The sequence below is a fragment of the Promicromonospora panici genome, from assembly GCF_900608595.1.
Lineage (GTDB): Bacteria > Actinomycetota > Actinomycetes > Actinomycetales > Cellulomonadaceae > Promicromonospora > Promicromonospora panici.
Map to the genome: position 1 here is coordinate 136,883 of NZ_UWYY01000002.1, position 18,200 is coordinate 155,082.

Sequence of the window (18,200 nt, forward strand, 5' to 3'; positions counted from 1 at the left end):
GTCAGTTCCTCTCGGAGAGAATCTTGATGGGCTCGTACCGGGTGATCCGGCCCAGGGAGACGAGGCCGGCCAGGGTGGCCAGCCCGAGGGCGACGCCGCCGATCTGCCCGACAGTGCCCGGGGTCAGGGCGACGGCCAGCGCGGACAGCGGCTCGGCGTCCGGGTCAGCCTGGTTCGCGCCGCCCATCGGGCCCATGCGCATGCCCATGCCGCCCCCGGAGCCTTGCTCCTCCGCCGCCGCGGTGGCTTCCTCGGCCGCCTGGATCTGGTCCGCCAGGAGCATGTCGGTCACAGGCTGCGCCACGAGCGAGCCGACGCCGAGCCCGAGCAGCAGGCACGCGGCGGTGACCGCCAGGATCTCGGACCACAGGCCGACGCCCACCGCGGACTTCTTCATGCCCATGGCCCGCAGCACGCCGATCTCGTACTTGCGCTCCCGGATCGCTATCGAGCTGAGCAGGGCGATGATCACCCCGCCGAACACCAGCACCACGATCATGAAGGTGACCGACACCGACTTCAGGCCCTCGACGGGGCCCACTATCGCGTTGTAGGTCGCCGAGTCCGTCGTGACGTCGAAGACGTCGGGCAGCCCCTCGGCCCGCACCTCCTGCGTGAACGCCTCCAGCAGGTCCGGGTCCTGGAGGTAGAAGGTGGCGGCGACCTGCATGCCCTGCATCCCGGACACGTAGTTCTCCAGCACCGTGTCGTACGTGGTGAGGATCTCGTTGCGGCGGTTGGTGAAGGCGTTCTGCTGCGGCGAGGTGCCGTACTCGTCGGTCAGGTCGTCGTAGGTGCCCACCACGGTGACCTCGTACTCGATGGGCTCGAGGGAGCCTTCGTCGACGTTCCGCAGCTCGCCGTCCAGGTGGATGGTGTCGCCGACGGCCAGGTCGTTCAGCTCGGCCAGCTCGGTGCTGACCAGCGCCTCGCCGTCGGCGTCGGGCAGCTCGCCGTCGGCCAGGGCGCGCGAGCCGTCGTCGAACTCCGTGAACTTGTCGCCCTGCAGCGACGCTGTGAACGACATGGGCTCGGACTCGAACGTCGACCCGCCGCCCCCGCCCATCGTCATCATCCCGCTGCCGCCGCCCAGGTCGGCCGCCACGGGCGTGAGGTCCTCCGGGACGACGCCCGTCGCGGCGGTGAAGTCGGCGTCGGCCAGGTGCTCGGACTCGCCGAAGGCGAGGTACTGGTCCGCGTCGATGGTCGGCATGGTCATCCGGACCATGCCGTCGGTGGACCCCGCCATCGCCTCTTCCCGGACCTTCTCCATGTCCGGGACGAACGTGACCTCGGCGCTGAACCGCTCCTTGTAGTCGTCGATGATGCTGGTCGCCGTGGAGCTGATCATCAGGGCGATGACGCTCGCCGCGATCACCACCAGGATGATCGCGCCCAGCAGCGCGTTGCGGCCCTTGTGCCGCCACACGTTCGCCAGCGCGTTGTGCAGGATGTACATCCGTCGTGCCTTCGCTCGGTCGGTTGGGACACGACGAAGCCTGCACACCGCACGTGAGACGGGCTTAGGCCTTGGTTAAGACCCGGCTGGGAATGTCTCCCGGCGCGGCAGGCGCATCGCGAACGCCGCCCCACCGCCCGGCCGGTTCGCCGCGTGGACGGTGCCGCCGTGCAGCTCGGCGGCCTGAGCGACGATCGCGAGGCCGAGACCGGACCCCTGCCGGGCACGTGCGGCGGCACCCCGGAAGAACCTGTCGAACACCCGGGGCAGCTCGTCCGGCGCCAAGCCGGGGCCGCGGTCCAGCACGTCGAGGTGCAGCCCAGCCCCGTCCGCGGCCAGGGTCACCGTCACGGTCCCGCCCGGGGCGGAGACCTGCACGGCGTTGCGCACCAGATTCGCCATGGCCCGCTCCAGCGTCGCGGGGTGCACGACGGCGGACGCGTCGGGCGGCGTGACCGTCACCTCCACGACGACGTCCGGGGCGATCCGCCGGGTGCGGGCGACGGCGCGGTCCACCAGGGCGGCCAGGTCCGTGAGCCGGGCGGGCTCGGACCCGGCGGCGCCACGGGCGAGCTCGACGATCTCGCCGACGGCGTCGGCCAGCGCGGCCACCTGGGTGTCCAGGTCGACGACGAGCTGGCGCCGGTCCTCTGCGGTCAGGCGCCTGCCGGCGGCAGCTCCCTCGGGCCCGACGCCCGCCGCGGCGCCGCCCGACTCCGCGCGGGCCAGCAGCCCGAGGTCGTTGCGCAGCACGGTCAGCGGGGTGCGCAGCTCGTGCGCGGCGTTCTCCACCAGCTCGCTCTGGCCGCGCCGCGCGTCGTCCAGCCCCGCGAGCAGGGCGTTCACAGCGCCCGCGAGGCGGCCGATCTCGTCCCGCCCACCCCCGCCGACGTCGACCCGCTGCCCCACGTCCCGCGTCCGAGCCACCACCTCGGTGGCGGCGACGAGGCGGTCCACCGGGCGCAGACCGGACCGGGACACCGCCCAGCCGAGCAGGGTCGCCACGACCACGCCGGCCGCCGCCGTCCCGCCCAGCGCCCAGGCCACCCGGTCGAGGGTGTCGCCCATCGAGGTGAGCGGCTGGAAGATCCACACCTGCGCGTCGCCGTCGCCGGTGCGCGCGGAGAGGACGCGATAGGTGGTCCCGTCGGCGGTGACCGTGTCCAGCCGGGAGCTGCCGGACACGGGTGCGGGCGGCAGCCAGTCCAGGTTCCGCAGCGAGTCGTTCAGCGGACCGTAGGTGGCGTCGTCTTGGACCGTCCCGTCCCCCTGGACCACCAGGACGCTCACCGGGTCGCTCTGCACCAGCGAGAAGAGCCGGCGCTGGTACCCCGTGCCCGGCGGTGTCACCGTCGACAGGTCGGCGATGCTCCCGAGGTTCGCGACGCGCTTCGTGAGCTGCGCGTCCACCTCGTCCAGCATCGAGGCCCTGACCTGGAACCACGCGGCCAAGGACGCCACGATGACCGCCGCAGCGACGGCTGCCGCGGCCAGGACGGTCAGGCGCTTCTGCAGGCTCACTCGGAGCCCCGCACCAAGTAGCCGACGCCGCGCATCGTGTGCACCAGCCGCGGCGAGCCGGCCGCCTCCAGCTTGCGGCGCAGGTACCCCACGTACACGTCCAGCGTGTTCGACATGCCGTCCAGGTCCTCGCCCCACACCGAGGAGTAGAGCTGGCTGCGGGTGAGCACCTGGCCGCGGTGCCGCATCAGCGTCTCCAGCAGCGAGAACTCGGTGCGGGTCAGCTCCACCGGCGCGCCGTCGACGGTGACCTGCCACGCGGCGGGGTCCAGCCGGACCGGACCGGCCTCCAGCACCGGCTCGCCCGGCGGGCCCGCCGTCCGGCGCAGCAGCGCCCGCAGCCTCGCCAGCAGCTCGTCGTACGCGAAGGGCTTGGCGAGATAGTCGTCGGCCCCCGCGTCGAGCCCGGCCACCGTGTCCTGGACGGCGTCACGCGCCGTCAGCACGAGCACCGGCGTCCGGTCGCCCTCGGCGCGCAGCGACCGGCACACCCCGAGGCCGTCCAGGCGCGGCATCATCACGTCCAGCACCAGCGCGTCCGGCCGCGCGGACCGCACGACGTCGAGCGCCTCCCGGCCGTCCGACGCGGTCACCACCGTGTACCCCTCGAACCGCAGCGAGCGTGCGACGGACTGCCGCAGGGCGGGCTCGTCGTCGACCAGGAGGATCCTCATCCCGCGATTCTCCGCACGCCACCTAAGAGAACCGTGAGAACACCCTGCTGGCGCTCCCACGCTCCTTGTTGTGGGCGTGATCGTTGCGACTACGCGCCCGTTTTAGGCGCATCGATCACGCCCACAACAAGGGGTTGGTCAGGCGTCCGCGGCGCCCGTCATGATCGCTACCGCCTGCGTCATCGTGTGCGTCTGCGGGGTGATCGTCGCCGCGCGCCTGCCGAGTCGCTGGATGTGAATGCGGTCGGCGATCTCGAAGACGTGCGGCATGTTGTGGCTGATGATGATCACCGGCACGCCCTTGTCCCGCAGGGTGCGCACCAGCTCCAGCACCTGACCCGACTCCCGGACGCCCAGCGCCGCCGTCGGCTCGTCGAGGACGACCACCTTCGAGCCGAACGCTGCCGCCCGCGCGACGGCGACCGCCTGGCGCTGGCCGCCGGACAGGTTCTCGACCGGGACCGTGACGTCCTGCAGGGTCGAGATGCCGAGCTCACGAAGCTCGCGGCGGGCGCGATCGCGCATGCCCGAGCGGTCGGTGATGCGCAGCACGGAGCCGAGCACGCCCTTGCGCCGCACCTCGCGGCCGAGGAACAGGTTCGCCGCGACGTCGAGCGACGGGGCGACCGCGAGCGTCTGGTACACGGTCTCGATGCCCGCGGCGCGTGCGTCCTGCGGCCGCTTGAAGTGCACCGGCTCGCCGTCGACGAGCACCTCGCCCCGGTCCGGGATCTCGGCCCCGGTCAGGCACTTGACGAGGGTGGACTTCCCGGCGCCGTTGTCGCCGATGATCGCGAGCACCTCGCCTCGGTACAGCTCGAGGTCCACGCCGTCGAGCCCGACGACGTGGCCGTAGGTCTTGACGAGCCCACGGGCCTGGAGCACGGGACCGGCGTCCCCTTCTCGGGTGCGGCCGTCCGCCGGGGTGGCGTCGATGGTGGTCATTTGCGCACCTTCCTGATCCACTGGTCGAGCGAGACCGCGACGATCACGAGGACGCCCACGGCAAGGGTCTGGTAGAGCACGTCGAGGCCTGCGAGCGACAGCCCGTTGCGGAACACCCCGACGATCAGCGCTCCGAGCAGGGTCCCCCAGACGGTGCCGCGCCCGCCGAACAGGCTCGTGCCGCCGATGACCACGGCGGTGATCGAGTCGAGGTTCATGTCGACGCCGACGTTGGGGCTCGCGGCATTGGCGCGCCCGATCTGGATCCAGGCCGCGAGCGCGAGGATCGCCCCGGCGGCGAGGTAGACGCTGACGAGCACGCGGTTGACGCTGATGCCGGACAGCCGCGCGGCGTCCCGGTCGTCGCCGACCGCGTAGACGTGCGTGCCCCAGGCGGTGCGCGAGAGCACGAAGGCCACCACGAGGTAGGCGGCGAGCATGAGGATCACGCCCGTGGAGACCCGCACGCCGAAGAGCGGGAACGTAGTGCCCGTCCAGGTCAGCGCGGCGGGCATGTCGCCGCCGCGGACCGTGGCGCCGTGCGAGTACAGCAGCGTGACCGCCAGGTAGATGTTGAGCGTGCCCAGCGTGGCGATGAAGGGCGGCAGCTTGAACCGTGTCACCAGCAGGCCGTTGAGGCCGCCCGCGGCGAGCCCCACGACGAGCCCGACCAGGATCGCGAGCAACGGCGGGACACCCGCGGACGTCGTCACCTGGGCCATGACCATCGAGGCCAGGACCATGGTCGCCCCGACCGAGAGGTCGATGCCCGCCGTGAGGATGACCAGCGTCTGGGCGACCGCGAGGGTGCCCACCACCGCCACCTGCTGCGTGATGAGGGACAGGTTTCCCGGAGCCCAGAAGCGGTCGTTGAGGAAGCCGAAGACGATCACGGAGACGACGAGCACGATCGCCGGGCTGAGCGCCGGGTAGCGGTGCAGCACGCCGCGCGCGCGTTCGAGCGGGGTGCGGCGGTCGAGGAACTCGGCGGCCGGCTCGTGGGCCTGGGTGGACTGGGTGGATGCGCTCATCGTCAGCCCCAGCAGATGTCCGACGCGGCGGTCGAGTCGATGGATTCGACGCCGTCGACGGGGGTGTCCGTGACGAGCTCGACGCCGGTGTCGAAGAAGTCGAGGCCCTCGGTGGTCTCGGGCGCCGTGCCCGACTCGGCCAGCTCGGCGATCGCCTCGACGCCGAGCTCGGCCATCTTCACCGGGTACTGCTGGCTCGTGGCACCGATCACGCCCTGCTTCACGTTGTCGACGCCCGCGCAGCCGCCGTCGACCGAGACCAGGACGACGTCCTTCTCCCGGCCCGCGGCCTCCAGGGCCTGGTACGCGCCGTAGGCGGCGGGTTCGTTGATCGTGTAGACGACGTTGATGTCCGGGTTCTTGGTGAGCAGGTTCTCCATGGCGGTGCGCCCGCCGTCCTCGGCGCCCTGGCTCGCCTCGTTGCCCACGATCTCGTAGTCGCCGCCGCTGTACGTGCCGGTCGGGGCCTCGTCGCCGTTGACGTTCGGGTCGGCCGGGTCGATGCCCATGCCCTCGAGGAACCCCTGGTCGCGGTCGTAGTCGACCGAGACGACCTTGTCGTCGAAGAGGTCGAGCAGCGCGATGGTGGCCTTCTCGCCGTCCAGCTGGGCCGCCGCCCACTGGCCGATGCGCTCGCCGGCCTGGCGGTTGTCGGTCGCGAACGTGATGTCGACGGCGTCGGCCGGGTCGGGCGGGGTGTCGAGGGCGATGACGTACAGGCCCGCGTCGCGCGCCTTCTTGAGCGCGTCCACGACGGACGGACCGTTCGGCGTGATGAGGATGCCGGCGTCGCCGCGGGCGATGGCATTCTCGATCGCCTGGATCTGCGTCTCCTCGTCGCCGTCCGCCTTGCCCGCGGCCATGGTGAGCTCGACGCCGTGGTCGCCGGCGGCGGCCTCCGCGCCGTCCTGCATGGCAACGAAGAACGGGTTGGTGGTCGTCTTGACGATCAGCGAAACACCGACACCGTTGTCAGAGCCGCTGTCACTGCCGCCGCACCCGCTGAGAGCCACTGCCCCCAGTGCGAGTGCGCTGGTCAGAGCCACGTTCCGCCGCAGCCCAGCCGTGTTCATAGCTATCCGGTTCACCGTCGAACTCCTCCGTGGGGGGCTTGCGCCCGACAACGTTGTCAGGTCATTGTCTACTCGAATCTCCAGGTAGGGTCAAGCCAATGGAAGCAAGGAGTGACACGTTCGTGACATCGGTGTCAGACGAATCCTCACCCTCGGCACGTCAGCGACGGCCGACGATGCGCGACGTCGCGCGGCTCGCCGGCGTCGGGATCAAGACGGTCTCGCGGGTGATCAACGGCGAGCCCAACGTCTCGGTCGCGACCGCCGAGCGCGTTCGCCGCGCCGCGGCCGACCTCCTCTACGAACCGGACCTGCACGCCGGCAACCTGCGCCGCGCGGACGGCCGCTCGCGCACGCTCGGCCTGCTGGTGTCCAGCGTCGCCAACCCGTTCGCGGCGCAGGTGCACCGCGCGATCGAACGGGTGGCCAACGCGTACGGGTACGCGGTGCTGGCGGCGAGCCTGGAGGACGATCCCGCCGCCGAGCTGCGGGCGGTCACCGCGCTCTCCCGGCGCAGGGTCGACGGGTTCATCGTCACGCCTGTGCGCGACGACCAGTCCTACCTGCGCGTGCACGTCGACCGGGGCACGCCGCTGGTGTGCGTCGACCGGACGCCGAAAGGCATCGAGACCGACTGCGTGGTGACGGGGAACATCGACGGCGCGCGGGACGCGGTGCGCCACCTCGTCTCGTACGGGCACCGCCGGATCGCCTTCCTCGGCGACCTCGAGCGCATCGAGACGGCGCGCCTGCGGCGGGAGGGTTACCTGACCGAGCTCGCCGCGGCCGGGATCGAGGTGGACCCCGCGCTGATCGTGCTCGGCCTGCACGACGACGCGACCGCCACCGCCGTCGTCCGCACGCTGATCGCGCTGCCCGACCCGCCCACCGCGATCTTCTCCAGCCAGAACCTGATCACCATCGGCACCATCCGGGCCCTGCAACAGCTCGGCCACGAGCACGACATCGCCCTGGTCGGGTTCGACGACCTCGAGACCGGCGACCTCATGAAGCCCGCGATCACGACCGTCGCACAGGATCCGGACCGCATCGGCCGCCTGGCCGCGGAGCGCCTCTTCGCCCACCTCGACGGGGACCCCGGTCCGGCCCGCCAGGTCGTCGTGCCCACGCGCCTCGTCGTCCGCGGATCGGGCGAGATCCCCGGACCCGCCTGACCACGGACCTCGCAGCGCGCCCCATGGCACCCTCCGGACGCGGCCGAGCCCCGCACGCCGAAACGCGCATATTTGTGGGAGGTCTTGTCGTGGCCTGCCAGATCGGCGCGGAGCGGCCGTAGCGTCAGCACCGTGACCGCAAGAACCCGGGCCGCCGCCCTCGCGACCGTGCTGCTCCTGGCCGGCTGCGGCCCGAGCGGGGAGGGCTGGCCGGGCCCGTCGCAGCGCGACTTCCCGCCCGCGCCGCACCAGCAGGTGCCCGCGGCCGCCAGCGCGCCCCGCACCGCCACCGACCCCGTGCCCATCGCGGACCTGGCCCGCTCGGCCTGGCTCCGGGACGCCTCGCAGCGCACCGAGATCCCCGTGCGGGTGCTGGCGGCCTATGCCGGCGCGTCGCTCCGGGTGGCCGAGCTCGAGCCCGAGTGCGGCCTCGGCTGGAACACGCTGGCGGGCATCGGCGCGGTCGAGTCGGTGCACGGCAGCTACCTCGGGGCACGCGCCGAGACCGACGGGACGGTGCGCCCGCCGATCATCGGCATACCGCTGGACGGCAGCGAGGGGGTCATGGAGATCCTCGACACCGACGACGGCACGCTCGACGGCGACCCGGAGTGGGACCGCGCCGTCGGGCCGATGCAGTTCATCCCGACCACGTGGGAGAGCTACGCCCAGGACGGGAACCTCGACGGCCGGGCGGATCCGCACCAGATCGACGACGCCGCCCTGACCGCGGCCCTCTACCTGTGCCGGACCGGTGGCGACGTCACCACCGACGACGGCTGGAAGGCGGCGCTGACCACGTACAACCGCTCGGTCTCCTACGCCCACGAGGTCGCCGAGCTCGCCGAGTCCTACGCCGGCGAGCCCGGCGCGGGCGCCGTCAGCGGCGCCTGACGGATCCTGGCGTCAGGGTGCGGAGGACCGCGACGACACCGTGCTCCTCGATCGTCCCGGTGACCTCGTCCGCGGCGTCGATGACGGCCGCCGGCGCGTGGCCCATCGCAACACCGCGGGCGGCCCAGGTGATCATCTCCAGGTCGTTGACGCCGTCGCCAACGGCCAGGGTCGATCTCTGGCTGACTCCGATCCGCTCGCGGATGCGTTCGAGCGCCGTCGCCTTGCTCAGCCGCTTCGGTGTGACGTCCACCCAGTCGGGGCCGGCGGGGGTCGGCGTGACGCCCAGCCCGCGCAGCGGCTCCAGCAGCTCCCCGACCCCGTCCCCGCGGAGGATGACGCGGGGCGCCGGTTCGGCCCACAGCTCCGTGTCGGGGACCTGGCGCTGCTGCCCGTTGACCAGGCCGGGCTCGAAAGGGCGGTCGACCAGGTAGCCCCAGCCGATCTCCTCGACGCCCACCTGCACGTCGGGCAGGGCGGCACGGGCCAGGCGGATCACCGGTCCGACGTCGAACGAGTGCACCTTCTCGAGCCGGTAGCCGCCGGCAAAGGCATGACCGACGCATGCGACCACGGCCCCGTTCGACGCGACCACCCAGCCCTGGTCGACGCCGAGCTGCCGCGCGACGGGCAGCACACCCACGAGGGACCGGCCCGAGGCGAGCACCACATGGTGTCCCGAGCTCCGCACGTCCCGTACGGCGTCGGCGGTCACGGCCGGGACGGTGACGCCGGCGCCCAGGAGGGTGCCGTCGATGTCGAGAGCGACCAGGGTGGTGGTCCCTGCGTCGTCTGCGGGAAAGCGCGCTGAGGTGGTCTGCGTACGGGGACTGGTCGGGGGCACCGTGCCTGTCGTCTGCGTCATGTACCCCTGACGCACGGCGGGCCGGGATGTCACAGCACTTCGCCGGCCCGATGTTCACCGCGCCTGCGTGAGCTCCTCCGGGAGCAGGACCGCGTCGACGAGCGCGCCGTTGCGCCACACCGTCACCTCGGTGCGCCGCCCGATGGCGTCGCCCACCATGAGGCGCTGCACCTCGGTGGTGGTGACGACCGGGGCGCCGTCGATCGCCACGAGGATGTCGCCGGTGCGAATGCCCGCGAGATCCGCGGGGGATCGCGCGATGACCTGCGCGACCCGGATCCCCGTCCTGGAACCGACCCGGTTCGCGACAGGCTCGGGCAGCACCACCGGCGCCCCGGCGATGCCCAGCCACGCGCGCCGGACCCGGCCGGTGCGCACCAGCTCGTCGATGATCGCCCGGGTCGTCGTGTTGATCGGCACCGCGAGGCCCAGACCGATGCCCGCCACGGCGGTGCTGACGCCGACGAGCCGGCCGCTCGTGTCCGCGAGCGCACCCCCGCTGTTGCCGGGGTTGAGCGCGGCGTCCGTCTGCACGACCTCGTCGATGATCCGCCCGGCGCCGGTCGGCAGCGACCGGCCCAGGGCCGACACGATCCCGGCGGTCACGCTGCCGGCCAGGCCGCGGGGGTTGCCCAGCGCGACGACGAGCTGCCCCACCCGGAGCTTCGCGGCGTCACCGAGGGTGAGCGGGGGCGGGACGTCGTCATCGGCCCGGAGCACCGCGAGGTCCGAGAGCGGGTCGCGCCCGACCACCCGCGCGGCGACCTCCGAGCCGTCGGCAAAGGCGGCCCGCACCTCGGCGGCTGCCTCCACGACGTGCGCGCTCGTGAGCAGCAGGCGATGCCCGGGGATGACCGAGGCGCTCCCCGCCCCGGCTCCCTGGGCCGTCCGCACCGAGACCGCCGCGACCGACGGCAGCACCACGTCGACGACGCGCACGATCGACGCCGAATAGGCGTCCATCGCCTCCTGATCGCTGATCTCGTGATCGCCCATAGGGCCCATCACACACTCGCGACGGCCCGGACGGAACGAGATTCGCCACGGGCAGAGCCGCGGAGGTCAGATCGCTCCCTCCACCTCGCGTTCCCACGCGAGCATGCCGCCCTCGACGGACCGGGCGTCCAGCCCCGCGTCCCGCAGCCGGAGGGCCACACGGGCGGACCGGACGCCGGACTTGCACAGCACGTGCACCGGCCGGCCCGCCGCCCAGGCGGCGACGTCGTCCGTCGCGGCGGCCGCGCCGTCCCCGACGAAGGCACCCGACGGGACTGCCCGCGCGCCCGGCAGGGCGGCGAGCTCGATCTCCCACGGCTCGCGCACGTCCAGCACCGCCGGCTCGGCATCGCCTGCGCGCAGCGCCGCCAGCTCCCGCACCGAGATCACCGCGCCGTCCCGGCCGCGAGCGCCGCCCGGGCCGTCCGCACGGCCCGCGCCACCCGGCCCGTCCGACGGCGGCAGCCCGCAGAACGCCGCGTACGGGTCGGCGTCGCCCGCGCCGGTCAGCAGGGCCGTGACGGGCTCCCGGGCGGGGTCGCGCCGGACGGTGAGGTGCCGCCAGGTGAGGGCCAGCGCGTCGTACGTCGCGAGCCGTCCGAGCAGGGTCTCGCCCGCCCCGGTGATGAGCTTGATCGCCTCGGTCGCCATGACCGAGCCAAGGGTCCCGCACATCGCGCCGAGCACACCGCCCGTCGCGCAGTCCGGCGAGGCCCCGGGCGGCGGCGGGTCCGGGAACACGTCCCGGTAGGTCACGCCGTCGCCCACCGGGGGCGCGCCCCAGAACGTGGCGACCTGCCCGGTGAACCGGTAGATCGCACCCCAGACGCACGGGATGCCCAGCACCTCGGCGGCGTCCGACACGAGGTAGCGGGTCGCGAAGGCGTCGGTCCCGTCGAGCACCAGGTCGTAGCCGGACAGCACGTCGAGCACGTTCGCCGTGGTCAGCCGCTCCCCGTGCTCGACCACCTGGACGTGCGGGTTGACCTCCGCGAGCGCCGCCCGGGCCGACGCCGTCTTGGGCTGCCCCAGGTCCGAGACGCCGTGGACCACCTGGCGCTGCAGGTTCGACACCTCGACGACGTCGTCGTCCACGATCCCCAGGGTGCCCACGCCGGCCGCGGCGAGGTAGAGCAGGGCGGGGCTGCCCAGGCCGCCCGCGCCCACCACGAGCACGCGCGCGCTCGCCAGCCGGCGCTGTCCCTCGGGGCCGATCCCGGGAAGCGCGAGATGCCGGGCGTACCGGGCAAGCTCGTCACGGTCCAGCTCCCGGCCGGGCTCGACCAGCGGCGGCAGCGCGGTCACAGCGCCAGGTCCAGGTTGTCGCCGACGGCCACCAGCCCGTCGACCGGGGACGACGCCAGCGCCCGCTCCCGGCGCGGCGGCCGGCCCGCGTGGGCGGCGTCGTACCCCGCCTCGACGGCGAGCCGCATGGCGCGGGCCATGCGCACCGGGTCGGCGGCGCGCGTCACGGCGGTGGCGAGCAGGACCCCGTCGCACCCGAGCTCCATCGCGAGTGCGGCGTCGGAGGCCGTGCCGATGCCCGCGTCCAGGATCACCGGGACCGACGCCGCGGCGGCTATCGCCTCGATGTTGCGCGGGTTGGCGATGCCGAGCCCCGAGCCGATCGGTGATCCGAGCGGCATGACGGCCGCGCAGCCCACGTCCTCCAGCCGGCGCGCGACGATCGGGTCGTCGTTGGTGTACGGCAGCACGGTGAAGCCGTCGTCGACCAGGGTCCTGGCCGCCTCGACCAGGCCGATCGTGTCGGGCAGGAGGGTCACGTCGTCGGCGATGACCTCCAGCTTGACCCAGTCGGTCTCGCAGGCCTCCCGGGCGAGCTGCGCGGTGAGCACCGCCTCGCGCACGGAGAAGCAGCCCGCGGTGTTGGGCAGGGCGCGGATGCCGAGGCGTTCGAGCAGTCCCCAGACGGACGGGTCCCCGGCGCGGGCCGGGTCGTCCGACGGCCGGGGCCGGGACACGCGCCGCATGGCGACGGTGGTCAGCTCGGTGCCGGATGCGACGAGCGCATCCTCCAGGGCGAGCAGGCTCGCCGCTCCCCCGGTGCCCATGACCAGGCGCGATCCCAGCGGCGTGCCCGCGATGGTGAGCGGTGTGTCGTCCATGGTCAGCCTCCCTGCACAGCGGTGACGACCTCGACACGATCGCCGGGCCGGACGGTCGTGGTGCCCCATGCCCCGCGCGGCACCACGGCGTCGTCGAGCGCGACGGCGACACCCTGCGGCGCGCCGTCGACCACCAGTCCGGGCAGCAGCCGGGCCACCAGGTCGGTGACGGGCAGCGGGGCTTCGAGCCAGTACGGCTCGCCGTTGACGACGGCGGCACCCGGCGCCTCGGGGACCGGCGCTCCGGGAGTGCCGGGCGTGGACGGTACTGCGGTCATGCTGTGCCTCCTCGAGTCGTGCTGCGTGCGTCGGCGAACCCGCTGTCCGCCGCGGCGAATCTGCGCGGGTCCGCGAACCGGGTGGCGACCTCGGAGGCGGCCGCCGCCTCTGGACCCTCCGGTGCCGCGCCCAGGGCCTGGTCGACGGCGGCCGCCGTCAGCGGCGTGAGCAGGATGCCGTTGCGGTGGTGCCCGGTGGCCAGGAACAGGCCGTCGGCCGCCCAGCCCACCAGCGGCGCGTTGTCGGGACTGCCGGGCCGGGAACGCGTGACGGTCTCCAGCAGCACGGCGTCGTCGAGCTCGGGCAGCAGGGCGCGGACGTCGCGCAGCAGCGCGAAGACGTCGCCCGCCCGGGTCAGGTGGTCGTCCTCACGCTCGTCCGACGTCGCGCCCACGACCAGCTCGCGCCGCCCGTCCGGCCGTACCGGGCGGGGCACCACGTAGACGGGGCGGCCCTGCACCATGCCGCGCACCACCACCGCGGGCGCACGGTCGACGTTGGCGTCCAGGCGCAGCGTCGTGCCGGGCACCGGGCGGGTCGGGGCTCCCGCGAACAGGGAGCCGCTCGCGTGCCCGGCGGCCAGGACCACGGCGCCCGCCGCGTACGCGGTGCCCGAGTCGTCGAGCGCACCCACCACCGCGCCGTCCGCCCAGTTCAGCGAGACCGCGGCGCGAGGCACGAGGGTCCCGCGCGCCGCGACCACGGAGGCCAGCGCCGCCTGCGCCGCACGCGGGTCCGCCCGGTGGTCGCCCGGGACCCACGCCGCACCGGCCACGCGCGGCCCGACGCCGGGCACGCGCCGCCGCGCGTCCTCGGGCGAGATCTCCGCGGAGCCGAGGTCCCACTCGTGGTGCAGGGCGAGCAGCCGGCGCAGCTCGACCAGGTCGTCGCGGTCGTAGGCGAGGGCGAGCGTGCCTGCGGTCTCCAGGCCTACCGCGCCCGGCGGCAGGCCCGCTGCCCGTTCGAGCGACTCGGCGAATTCCGGCCAGAGCGCGAGCGAGGCGGTGCCCAGCCGCGCCTGCCCCTGTTCGCCGAAACCCGCCTCCATGACGGGCGCGAGCATGCCGCCGGCGGCATGGGTGGCGCCGTCGCCGGGCGACGGATCCAGCACGACGACGCTCGCCCCGGCCTCCAGCGCACGCCAGGCCGCGGTCAGGCCGATGATGCCCCCGCCGATGACGAGGACGTCGCACACATGACTGCTCACAGCTGAAGCTCCCTTCGCTGGCATGACCCAGATCAGGTTCGACGGTCGGCGCCCCGCGCCCTCTCAGCCCCGTCCGGGGCTCCCGTGCACGCCACCACCCTAACCCCGGCCGAGGGGCTCCCGGACAGGCTGCCCGGCACACGGCCGGGACCAGGTCAGAGGTGGCTTCGACTTACACTCGCGCTCGTGGATCCCCGTAACCGGCTCGCCGACGCCCGCCTCTACCTGTGCACCGACGCCCGTCAGGACACCGGCGACCTCGAACCCTTCCTGCACGCCGCGCTGGAGGGCGGTGTCGACGTCGTGCAGCTGCGGGACAAGACCCTGGACGCGGCCCGGGAGGTCGAGCTGCACGCTCTCGTCGCCCGGGTGGCCGCCGAGCACGGCGCACTGTGGGCGGTCAACGACCGGGCCGACATCGCGCGGCTCACCGGCGCGCCGGTGGTGCACATGGGCCAGGGCGACCTGCCGCCGGACGCGGTGCGCGACCTGCTGGGCGACGGCCCCGTGCTGGGCCGCTCCACCCACTCCCTCGACCAGGCGCTGACCGCCGAGAGCGACCAGCGCGTCGACTACTTCTGTGTCGGGCCGGTGTGGGCCACGCCGACCAAGCCGGGCCGCCCCGCCGTCGGCCTGGACCTGGTGCGCGACGTCGCCGCCCGGAACCCGGCCGCGCCCTGGTTCGCCATCGGCGGGGTCGACGCGGCGCGCCTCGACCAGGTGCTCGACGCCGGGGCGCGTCGCGTCGTCGTCGTGCGCGCCATCACGCGGGCGGACGACCCGCGGGCCGCGGCCGCCGAGCTGCGCCGCCGGGTCACGAGCGCGGACGGGTAGGCCCGGCCCGTCCACGGGTCTCAGGCGCGGCCGCTGTCCGTGCCGCGGGTGCGCTGGTAGTGGCGCCGGGCCTTGAACCGGTTGCCGCAGAGCGCCATCGAGCACCACCGGGCGGTGTTCGCGTTGCTGCGGTCGTGGAGAAAGCGGCAGCACTCGGGGTTCGCGCAGGGCCGAAGGCGGCCCGGCGCACGTTCGCCGATCGCCGCCCAGGCGAGCAGGGCCCGCGCCGCGAGCGTCTCGTCCGCGGGCGTCCGCAGCTCCCAGCCGACGGCGCCGTCGCGCAGCCTCGGACGCAGGGCGATCCGCTCGACGTACTCCGCGAGCGTCTGTGCGTCGGCCGCCCCACGGACGACGTCCTGGATAGCGGCGCGCACCCGCCGCAGGGTCGCGACCTCGCCGGCGCTGCCCGCCCCGCCCCGCGCCGCCGCCCAGGCCCGGCCTGCGGCGAGGTCGGCGAGCTCGTCGGTGTGCTCGCCGTCGACGACGGGTGTCGTGTTCAGCAGGTCGAGCAGCAGGTCCTCGTCCTCCCGCGTCGCCACGTCCATCCCTAACCTCCTCAGTTGGCGTTGACAGGTTAGCATCTGCAGTGCTCTCATAACCACATCACGCCTATCGAGAGGGTTATCATCATGGTTGCCGTCCAGCACAGGTTCGCCGACGTCGACGGGCACAGGATCTTCTACCGCGAGGCCGGTCCCGCCGACGCCCCGACAGTCGTGCTGCTGCACGGCTACCCGACCAGCTCGCACATGTTCCGCGCGCTCATCCCCAAGCTCGCCGAGGAGTACCACGTGGTCGCGCCGGACCATCTCGGGTTCGGGCTGTCCGACGCGCCCGGCGTCGACGAGTTCGCCTACAGCTTCGACGCGCTCACCCGGATCACCTCCGGGCTGCTGTCCGGCCTCGGCATCGCCAGGTACGCGATCTACGTCCAGGACTACGGCGCCCCGATCGGCTGGCGGCTCGCACTGGCGAACCCGTCCGCGATCACGGCGATCATCAGCCAGAACGGCAACGCGTACGACGAGGGCTTCGTCGAGAGCTTCTGGACGGATGTATGGGCCTACGCGGCCGACCAGAACGAGCAGACCGAGCCCGCCGCACGCTTCGCACTGACGCGTGAGGCGATCCGCTGGCAGTATCTCCACGGCGTCTCCGAGCCCACCCTGGTCGACCCCGACACGTGGGAGCACGACCTCGCCCTTGTCTCACGCCCGGGCAACGACCTGGTCCAGCTCAGCCTCTTCCGCGACTACGCGACCAACCCGCCCCTGTATCCCGCGGTGCACGAGTACTTCCGCTCCTCCCAGGTGCCGCTGCTGGCCGTCTGGGGCGAACGCGACGAGATCTTCGGGCCCGACGGCGCCAAGGCGTTCGCCAGGGACCTCCCCGACGCCCGGATCGAGCTGCTGCCTGGCGGTCACTTCCTCCTGGAGTCGCACCTCGACGAGGCCGCCGCGATCATCCGCGACTTCCTCGCCTCAGCCCTCACCCGATGACGCGACGGCGCACCCGGACCGCCAGCACCGCGAGGCTCACGAGGGTTCCCCACAGCGCGAGACCCTGAACCCACGGGCCGAGCACCGTCCCCGCGGTGCGGCCGTCGCGCAGCTCGACGTCGGCGGTCATGAGCCCGGCCTCGTCGAACGGGAGGGTCTGCCGCATGCCGCCGTCCGGGGCGAATACCTGGCTGGTGCCCGTGGTGGAGAGGTTGACGACGCTGCGGCCGGTCTCGATCGCGCGCATGCGGGCGATCTCCCGCTGCTGCAGGTTCTCGTCGGTGCCCCGGAAGTCGGCGTTGTTCGTCTGGAACATGAACAACTGCGCGCCGTCGTCCACGCCTTCCTGGATGACGTCGTCGAACGCCACGTCGAAGCAGATCGCCAGGCCCGCCCGCGCCGGGCCGAGGTCGAACACGGGCGAGTCGTCGCCCGGCGTGTACTCGCGCCCCAGCAGATTGACGAGGTCAGGGACGATCGCGCCGTACAGCCACCGGTCGGGGATGTACTCACCGAACGGGACGGGGTGTCGTTTCGCGTGCGTCGCCGCGGCGCCGTCCTCCGTCCAGAGGAACGAGGTGTTGTAGACCCGGTCCCCGACCGCGGACGCCGAGTTCAGGACGATCGGCGCACCGTACGAGGCGGCGGCCGCCGAGAGCGTCCGCGCGGTGGCCGGTTCCGCGGCGGGATCGCTGTCGACACCGCCCTCGGGCCACACCACCACGTCGACCCGCTCGCTCTCCAGCGGCGTGGAGGCGGCCAGCTGTGAGCGCAGCACCTCCCGCGGCGCCCGCTCGTCCGCGTAGGCCGCCGGTCCGTTGCCCTGCACGGCGCCTACCCGGAGAGTGCCGGCGTCGGCGGTCGGGAACTGGGGAACCACCGTCATGAGCACGGCGAGCAGGGCAACGGGCACCGCGCCCACCCACTGGGCCGCCGGGCGGGCACGGCCGTCGTCGTCCCTCGTGCGGCGGGCCGCCCACCGGACGGCCTCGACGGCTCCGGCACACAGCGCGACCATGAGGAACCCGAGACCGGACACGCCCAGCCACGACGCGACGGGGGCGATCGGGCTCTCCGACTGGCTCATCCCGAGCCGCCCCCAGGGGAACCCGCCGTAGGGCCAGGAGCCCAGGACGAGCTCGCGCGCCACCCACGCCCCGGCCACGAGCCCGGGGAGCAGCACGAGTCGCGCGCCCGCGGTGTCGCGCCAGCGCGGCAGCCACCGGTAGGCGAGCGTGATGAGGGGCGAGAAGACGGCGAGGAGCAGCGTCTCGGCGGAGGCCAGCGCCACCCACGGCACCCATCCGAGGGGGTCGTCGCCGAGGAACTGCGAGGACCACGACACGTGCGGGAAGTAGAACGCGGCGCCGAACGCCGCTCCGACGAGCATGCTGCCCCACACACTCCTCCCGACGAGAGAGACCAGGGCGAGCGGCACCGCGACGAACGCGAGCGGCCACCAGCCGAGCGAGGGGAAGGCCGCGTCGAGCGCGAACCCGCCGGCAAGCGCGAGGGCGAGTGCCGCCCACACCGGCACGAGCGGGCGCTCCACGTGCGCGCCCGGACGTGCCGGTGGGGAGAACCGCGTGTTGACCAAGAGCTTTTCGCCTTCACGGTGAGAG

Annotated in this window: 18 protein-coding genes and 1 riboswitch; of the genes, 4 read left to right on the top strand and 14 right to left on the bottom strand. The window is 73.4% G+C overall.

Annotation, left to right across the window (positions count from 1 at the left end; all coding sequences use genetic code 11):
* Position 1: 1 nt before the first annotated feature.
* From EW117_RS02470 to EW117_RS02495, 6 genes are all read right to left on the bottom strand, one after another.
* Positions 2–1,459 carry an ABC transporter permease gene (locus tag EW117_RS02470; RefSeq protein ID WP_129783328.1) on the bottom strand — a complete coding sequence of 486 codons (1,458 nt, stop codon included), beginning with the start codon at positions 1,457–1,459 and terminating at the stop codon, positions 2–4.
* Between the two features lie 75 nt (positions 1,460–1,534).
* A complete protein-coding gene (locus EW117_RS02475) occupies positions 1,535–2,980 on the bottom strand; it encodes a HAMP domain-containing sensor histidine kinase (protein WP_129783330.1) in 1,446 nt (481 codons plus the stop codon).
* Positions 2,977–3,654 carry a response regulator transcription factor gene (locus EW117_RS02480; RefSeq protein WP_129783332.1) on the bottom strand — a complete coding sequence of 226 codons (678 nt, stop codon included), beginning with the start codon at positions 3,652–3,654 and terminating at the stop codon, positions 2,977–2,979. The genes EW117_RS02475 and EW117_RS02480 overlap by 4 nt, the downstream gene beginning before the upstream one ends.
* A gap of 138 nt (positions 3,655–3,792) precedes the next feature.
* Positions 3,793–4,599, bottom strand: coding sequence for an ATP-binding cassette domain-containing protein (locus EW117_RS02485; RefSeq protein WP_129783334.1), 807 nt, complete (start codon positions 4,597–4,599; stop codon positions 3,793–3,795).
* The gene (locus EW117_RS02490) at positions 4,596–5,630 is read right to left on the bottom strand and encodes an ABC transporter permease (RefSeq protein ID WP_129783336.1); all 1,035 of its coding nucleotides are present in this window, start codon (positions 5,628–5,630) and stop codon (positions 4,596–4,598) included. Before EW117_RS02490 ends, EW117_RS02485 begins: the two co-directional genes overlap by 4 nt.
* Positions 5,631–5,632: 2 nt before the next feature.
* Positions 5,633–6,703, bottom strand: coding sequence for a substrate-binding domain-containing protein (locus EW117_RS02495; protein WP_129783758.1), 1,071 nt, complete (start codon positions 6,701–6,703; stop codon positions 5,633–5,635).
* 176 nt (positions 6,704–6,879) lie between these two features.
* Here EW117_RS02495 and EW117_RS02500 point away from each other — a divergent pair, with 176 nt between their 5' ends.
* A complete protein-coding gene (locus EW117_RS02500; protein ID WP_165362419.1) occupies positions 6,880–7,878 on the top strand; it encodes a LacI family DNA-binding transcriptional regulator in 999 nt (332 codons plus the stop codon).
* 132 nt (positions 7,879–8,010) lie between these two features.
* Positions 8,011–8,772 carry a lytic transglycosylase domain-containing protein gene (locus tag EW117_RS02505; protein WP_242504042.1) on the top strand — a complete coding sequence of 254 codons (762 nt, stop codon included), beginning with the start codon at positions 8,011–8,013 and terminating at the stop codon, positions 8,770–8,772.
* On the opposite strand, the gene EW117_RS02510 is transcribed toward EW117_RS02505, so the two are convergent.
* The 6 genes from EW117_RS02510 to thiO all read right to left on the bottom strand — a co-directional run bounded on the left by EW117_RS02510 (position 8,759) and on the right by thiO (position 14,245).
* The gene (locus EW117_RS02510; RefSeq protein WP_129783340.1) at positions 8,759–9,637 is read right to left on the bottom strand and encodes an HAD family hydrolase; all 879 of its coding nucleotides are present in this window, start codon (positions 9,635–9,637) and stop codon (positions 8,759–8,761) included. The two genes, EW117_RS02505 and EW117_RS02510, sit on opposite strands and share 14 nt — an antisense overlap.
* 54 nt (positions 9,638–9,691) lie before the next feature.
* Positions 9,692–10,633 carry a S1C family serine protease gene (locus EW117_RS02515; RefSeq protein WP_129783342.1) on the bottom strand — a complete coding sequence of 314 codons (942 nt, stop codon included), beginning with the start codon at positions 10,631–10,633 and terminating at the stop codon, positions 9,692–9,694.
* 66 nt (positions 10,634–10,699) lie between these two features.
* On the bottom strand, positions 10,700–11,938 hold the full coding sequence (locus EW117_RS02520; protein WP_129783344.1) for a ThiF family adenylyltransferase: 1,239 nt from the start codon (positions 11,936–11,938) through the stop codon (positions 10,700–10,702).
* Positions 11,935–12,759, bottom strand: a complete 825-nt coding sequence (locus tag EW117_RS02525) for a thiazole synthase (protein WP_129783346.1) — start codon at positions 12,757–12,759, stop codon at positions 11,935–11,937. The genes EW117_RS02520 and EW117_RS02525 overlap by 4 nt, the downstream gene beginning before the upstream one ends.
* A gap of 2 nt (positions 12,760–12,761) precedes the next feature.
* Positions 12,762–13,037 (bottom strand): sulfur carrier protein ThiS, encoded by a 276-nt coding sequence (thiS, locus tag EW117_RS02530; protein WP_129783348.1) that lies wholly within the window; start codon positions 13,035–13,037, stop codon positions 12,762–12,764.
* Complete coding sequence (gene thiO, locus EW117_RS02535) at positions 13,034–14,245, bottom strand: glycine oxidase ThiO (RefSeq protein WP_242504043.1); 1,212 nt, start codon at positions 14,243–14,245, stop codon at positions 13,034–13,036. The genes thiS and thiO overlap by 4 nt, the downstream gene beginning before the upstream one ends.
* A riboswitch (TPP riboswitch) is annotated at positions 14,238–14,341 on the bottom strand. Its footprint overlaps the gene before it by 8 nt.
* Before the next feature lie 90 nt (positions 14,342–14,431).
* Between thiO and thiE the strand changes: the two genes are divergently transcribed.
* Positions 14,432–15,079: a thiamine phosphate synthase gene (gene thiE, locus EW117_RS02540; RefSeq protein WP_129783350.1), complete on the top strand. Its 648-nt coding sequence runs from the start codon at positions 14,432–14,434 to the stop codon at positions 15,077–15,079.
* Positions 15,080–15,099: 20 nt separating this feature from the next.
* Here thiE and EW117_RS02545 read toward each other — a convergent pair whose 3' ends face one another.
* Positions 15,100–15,624 carry a CGNR zinc finger domain-containing protein gene (locus tag EW117_RS02545; RefSeq protein WP_129783352.1) on the bottom strand — a complete coding sequence of 175 codons (525 nt, stop codon included), beginning with the start codon at positions 15,622–15,624 and terminating at the stop codon, positions 15,100–15,102.
* 84 nt (positions 15,625–15,708) lie between these two features.
* Here EW117_RS02545 and EW117_RS02550 point away from each other — a divergent pair, with 84 nt between their 5' ends.
* On the top strand, positions 15,709–16,578 hold the full coding sequence (locus tag EW117_RS02550; protein ID WP_129783354.1) for an alpha/beta fold hydrolase: 870 nt from the start codon (positions 15,709–15,711) through the stop codon (positions 16,576–16,578).
* On the opposite strand, the gene lnt is transcribed toward EW117_RS02550, so the two are convergent.
* Positions 16,568–18,175, bottom strand: a complete 1,608-nt coding sequence (lnt, locus tag EW117_RS02555; protein WP_242504044.1) for an apolipoprotein N-acyltransferase — start codon at positions 18,173–18,175, stop codon at positions 16,568–16,570. The genes EW117_RS02550 and lnt overlap by 11 nt on opposite strands.
* Between the last annotated feature and the right edge of the window lie 25 nt (positions 18,176–18,200).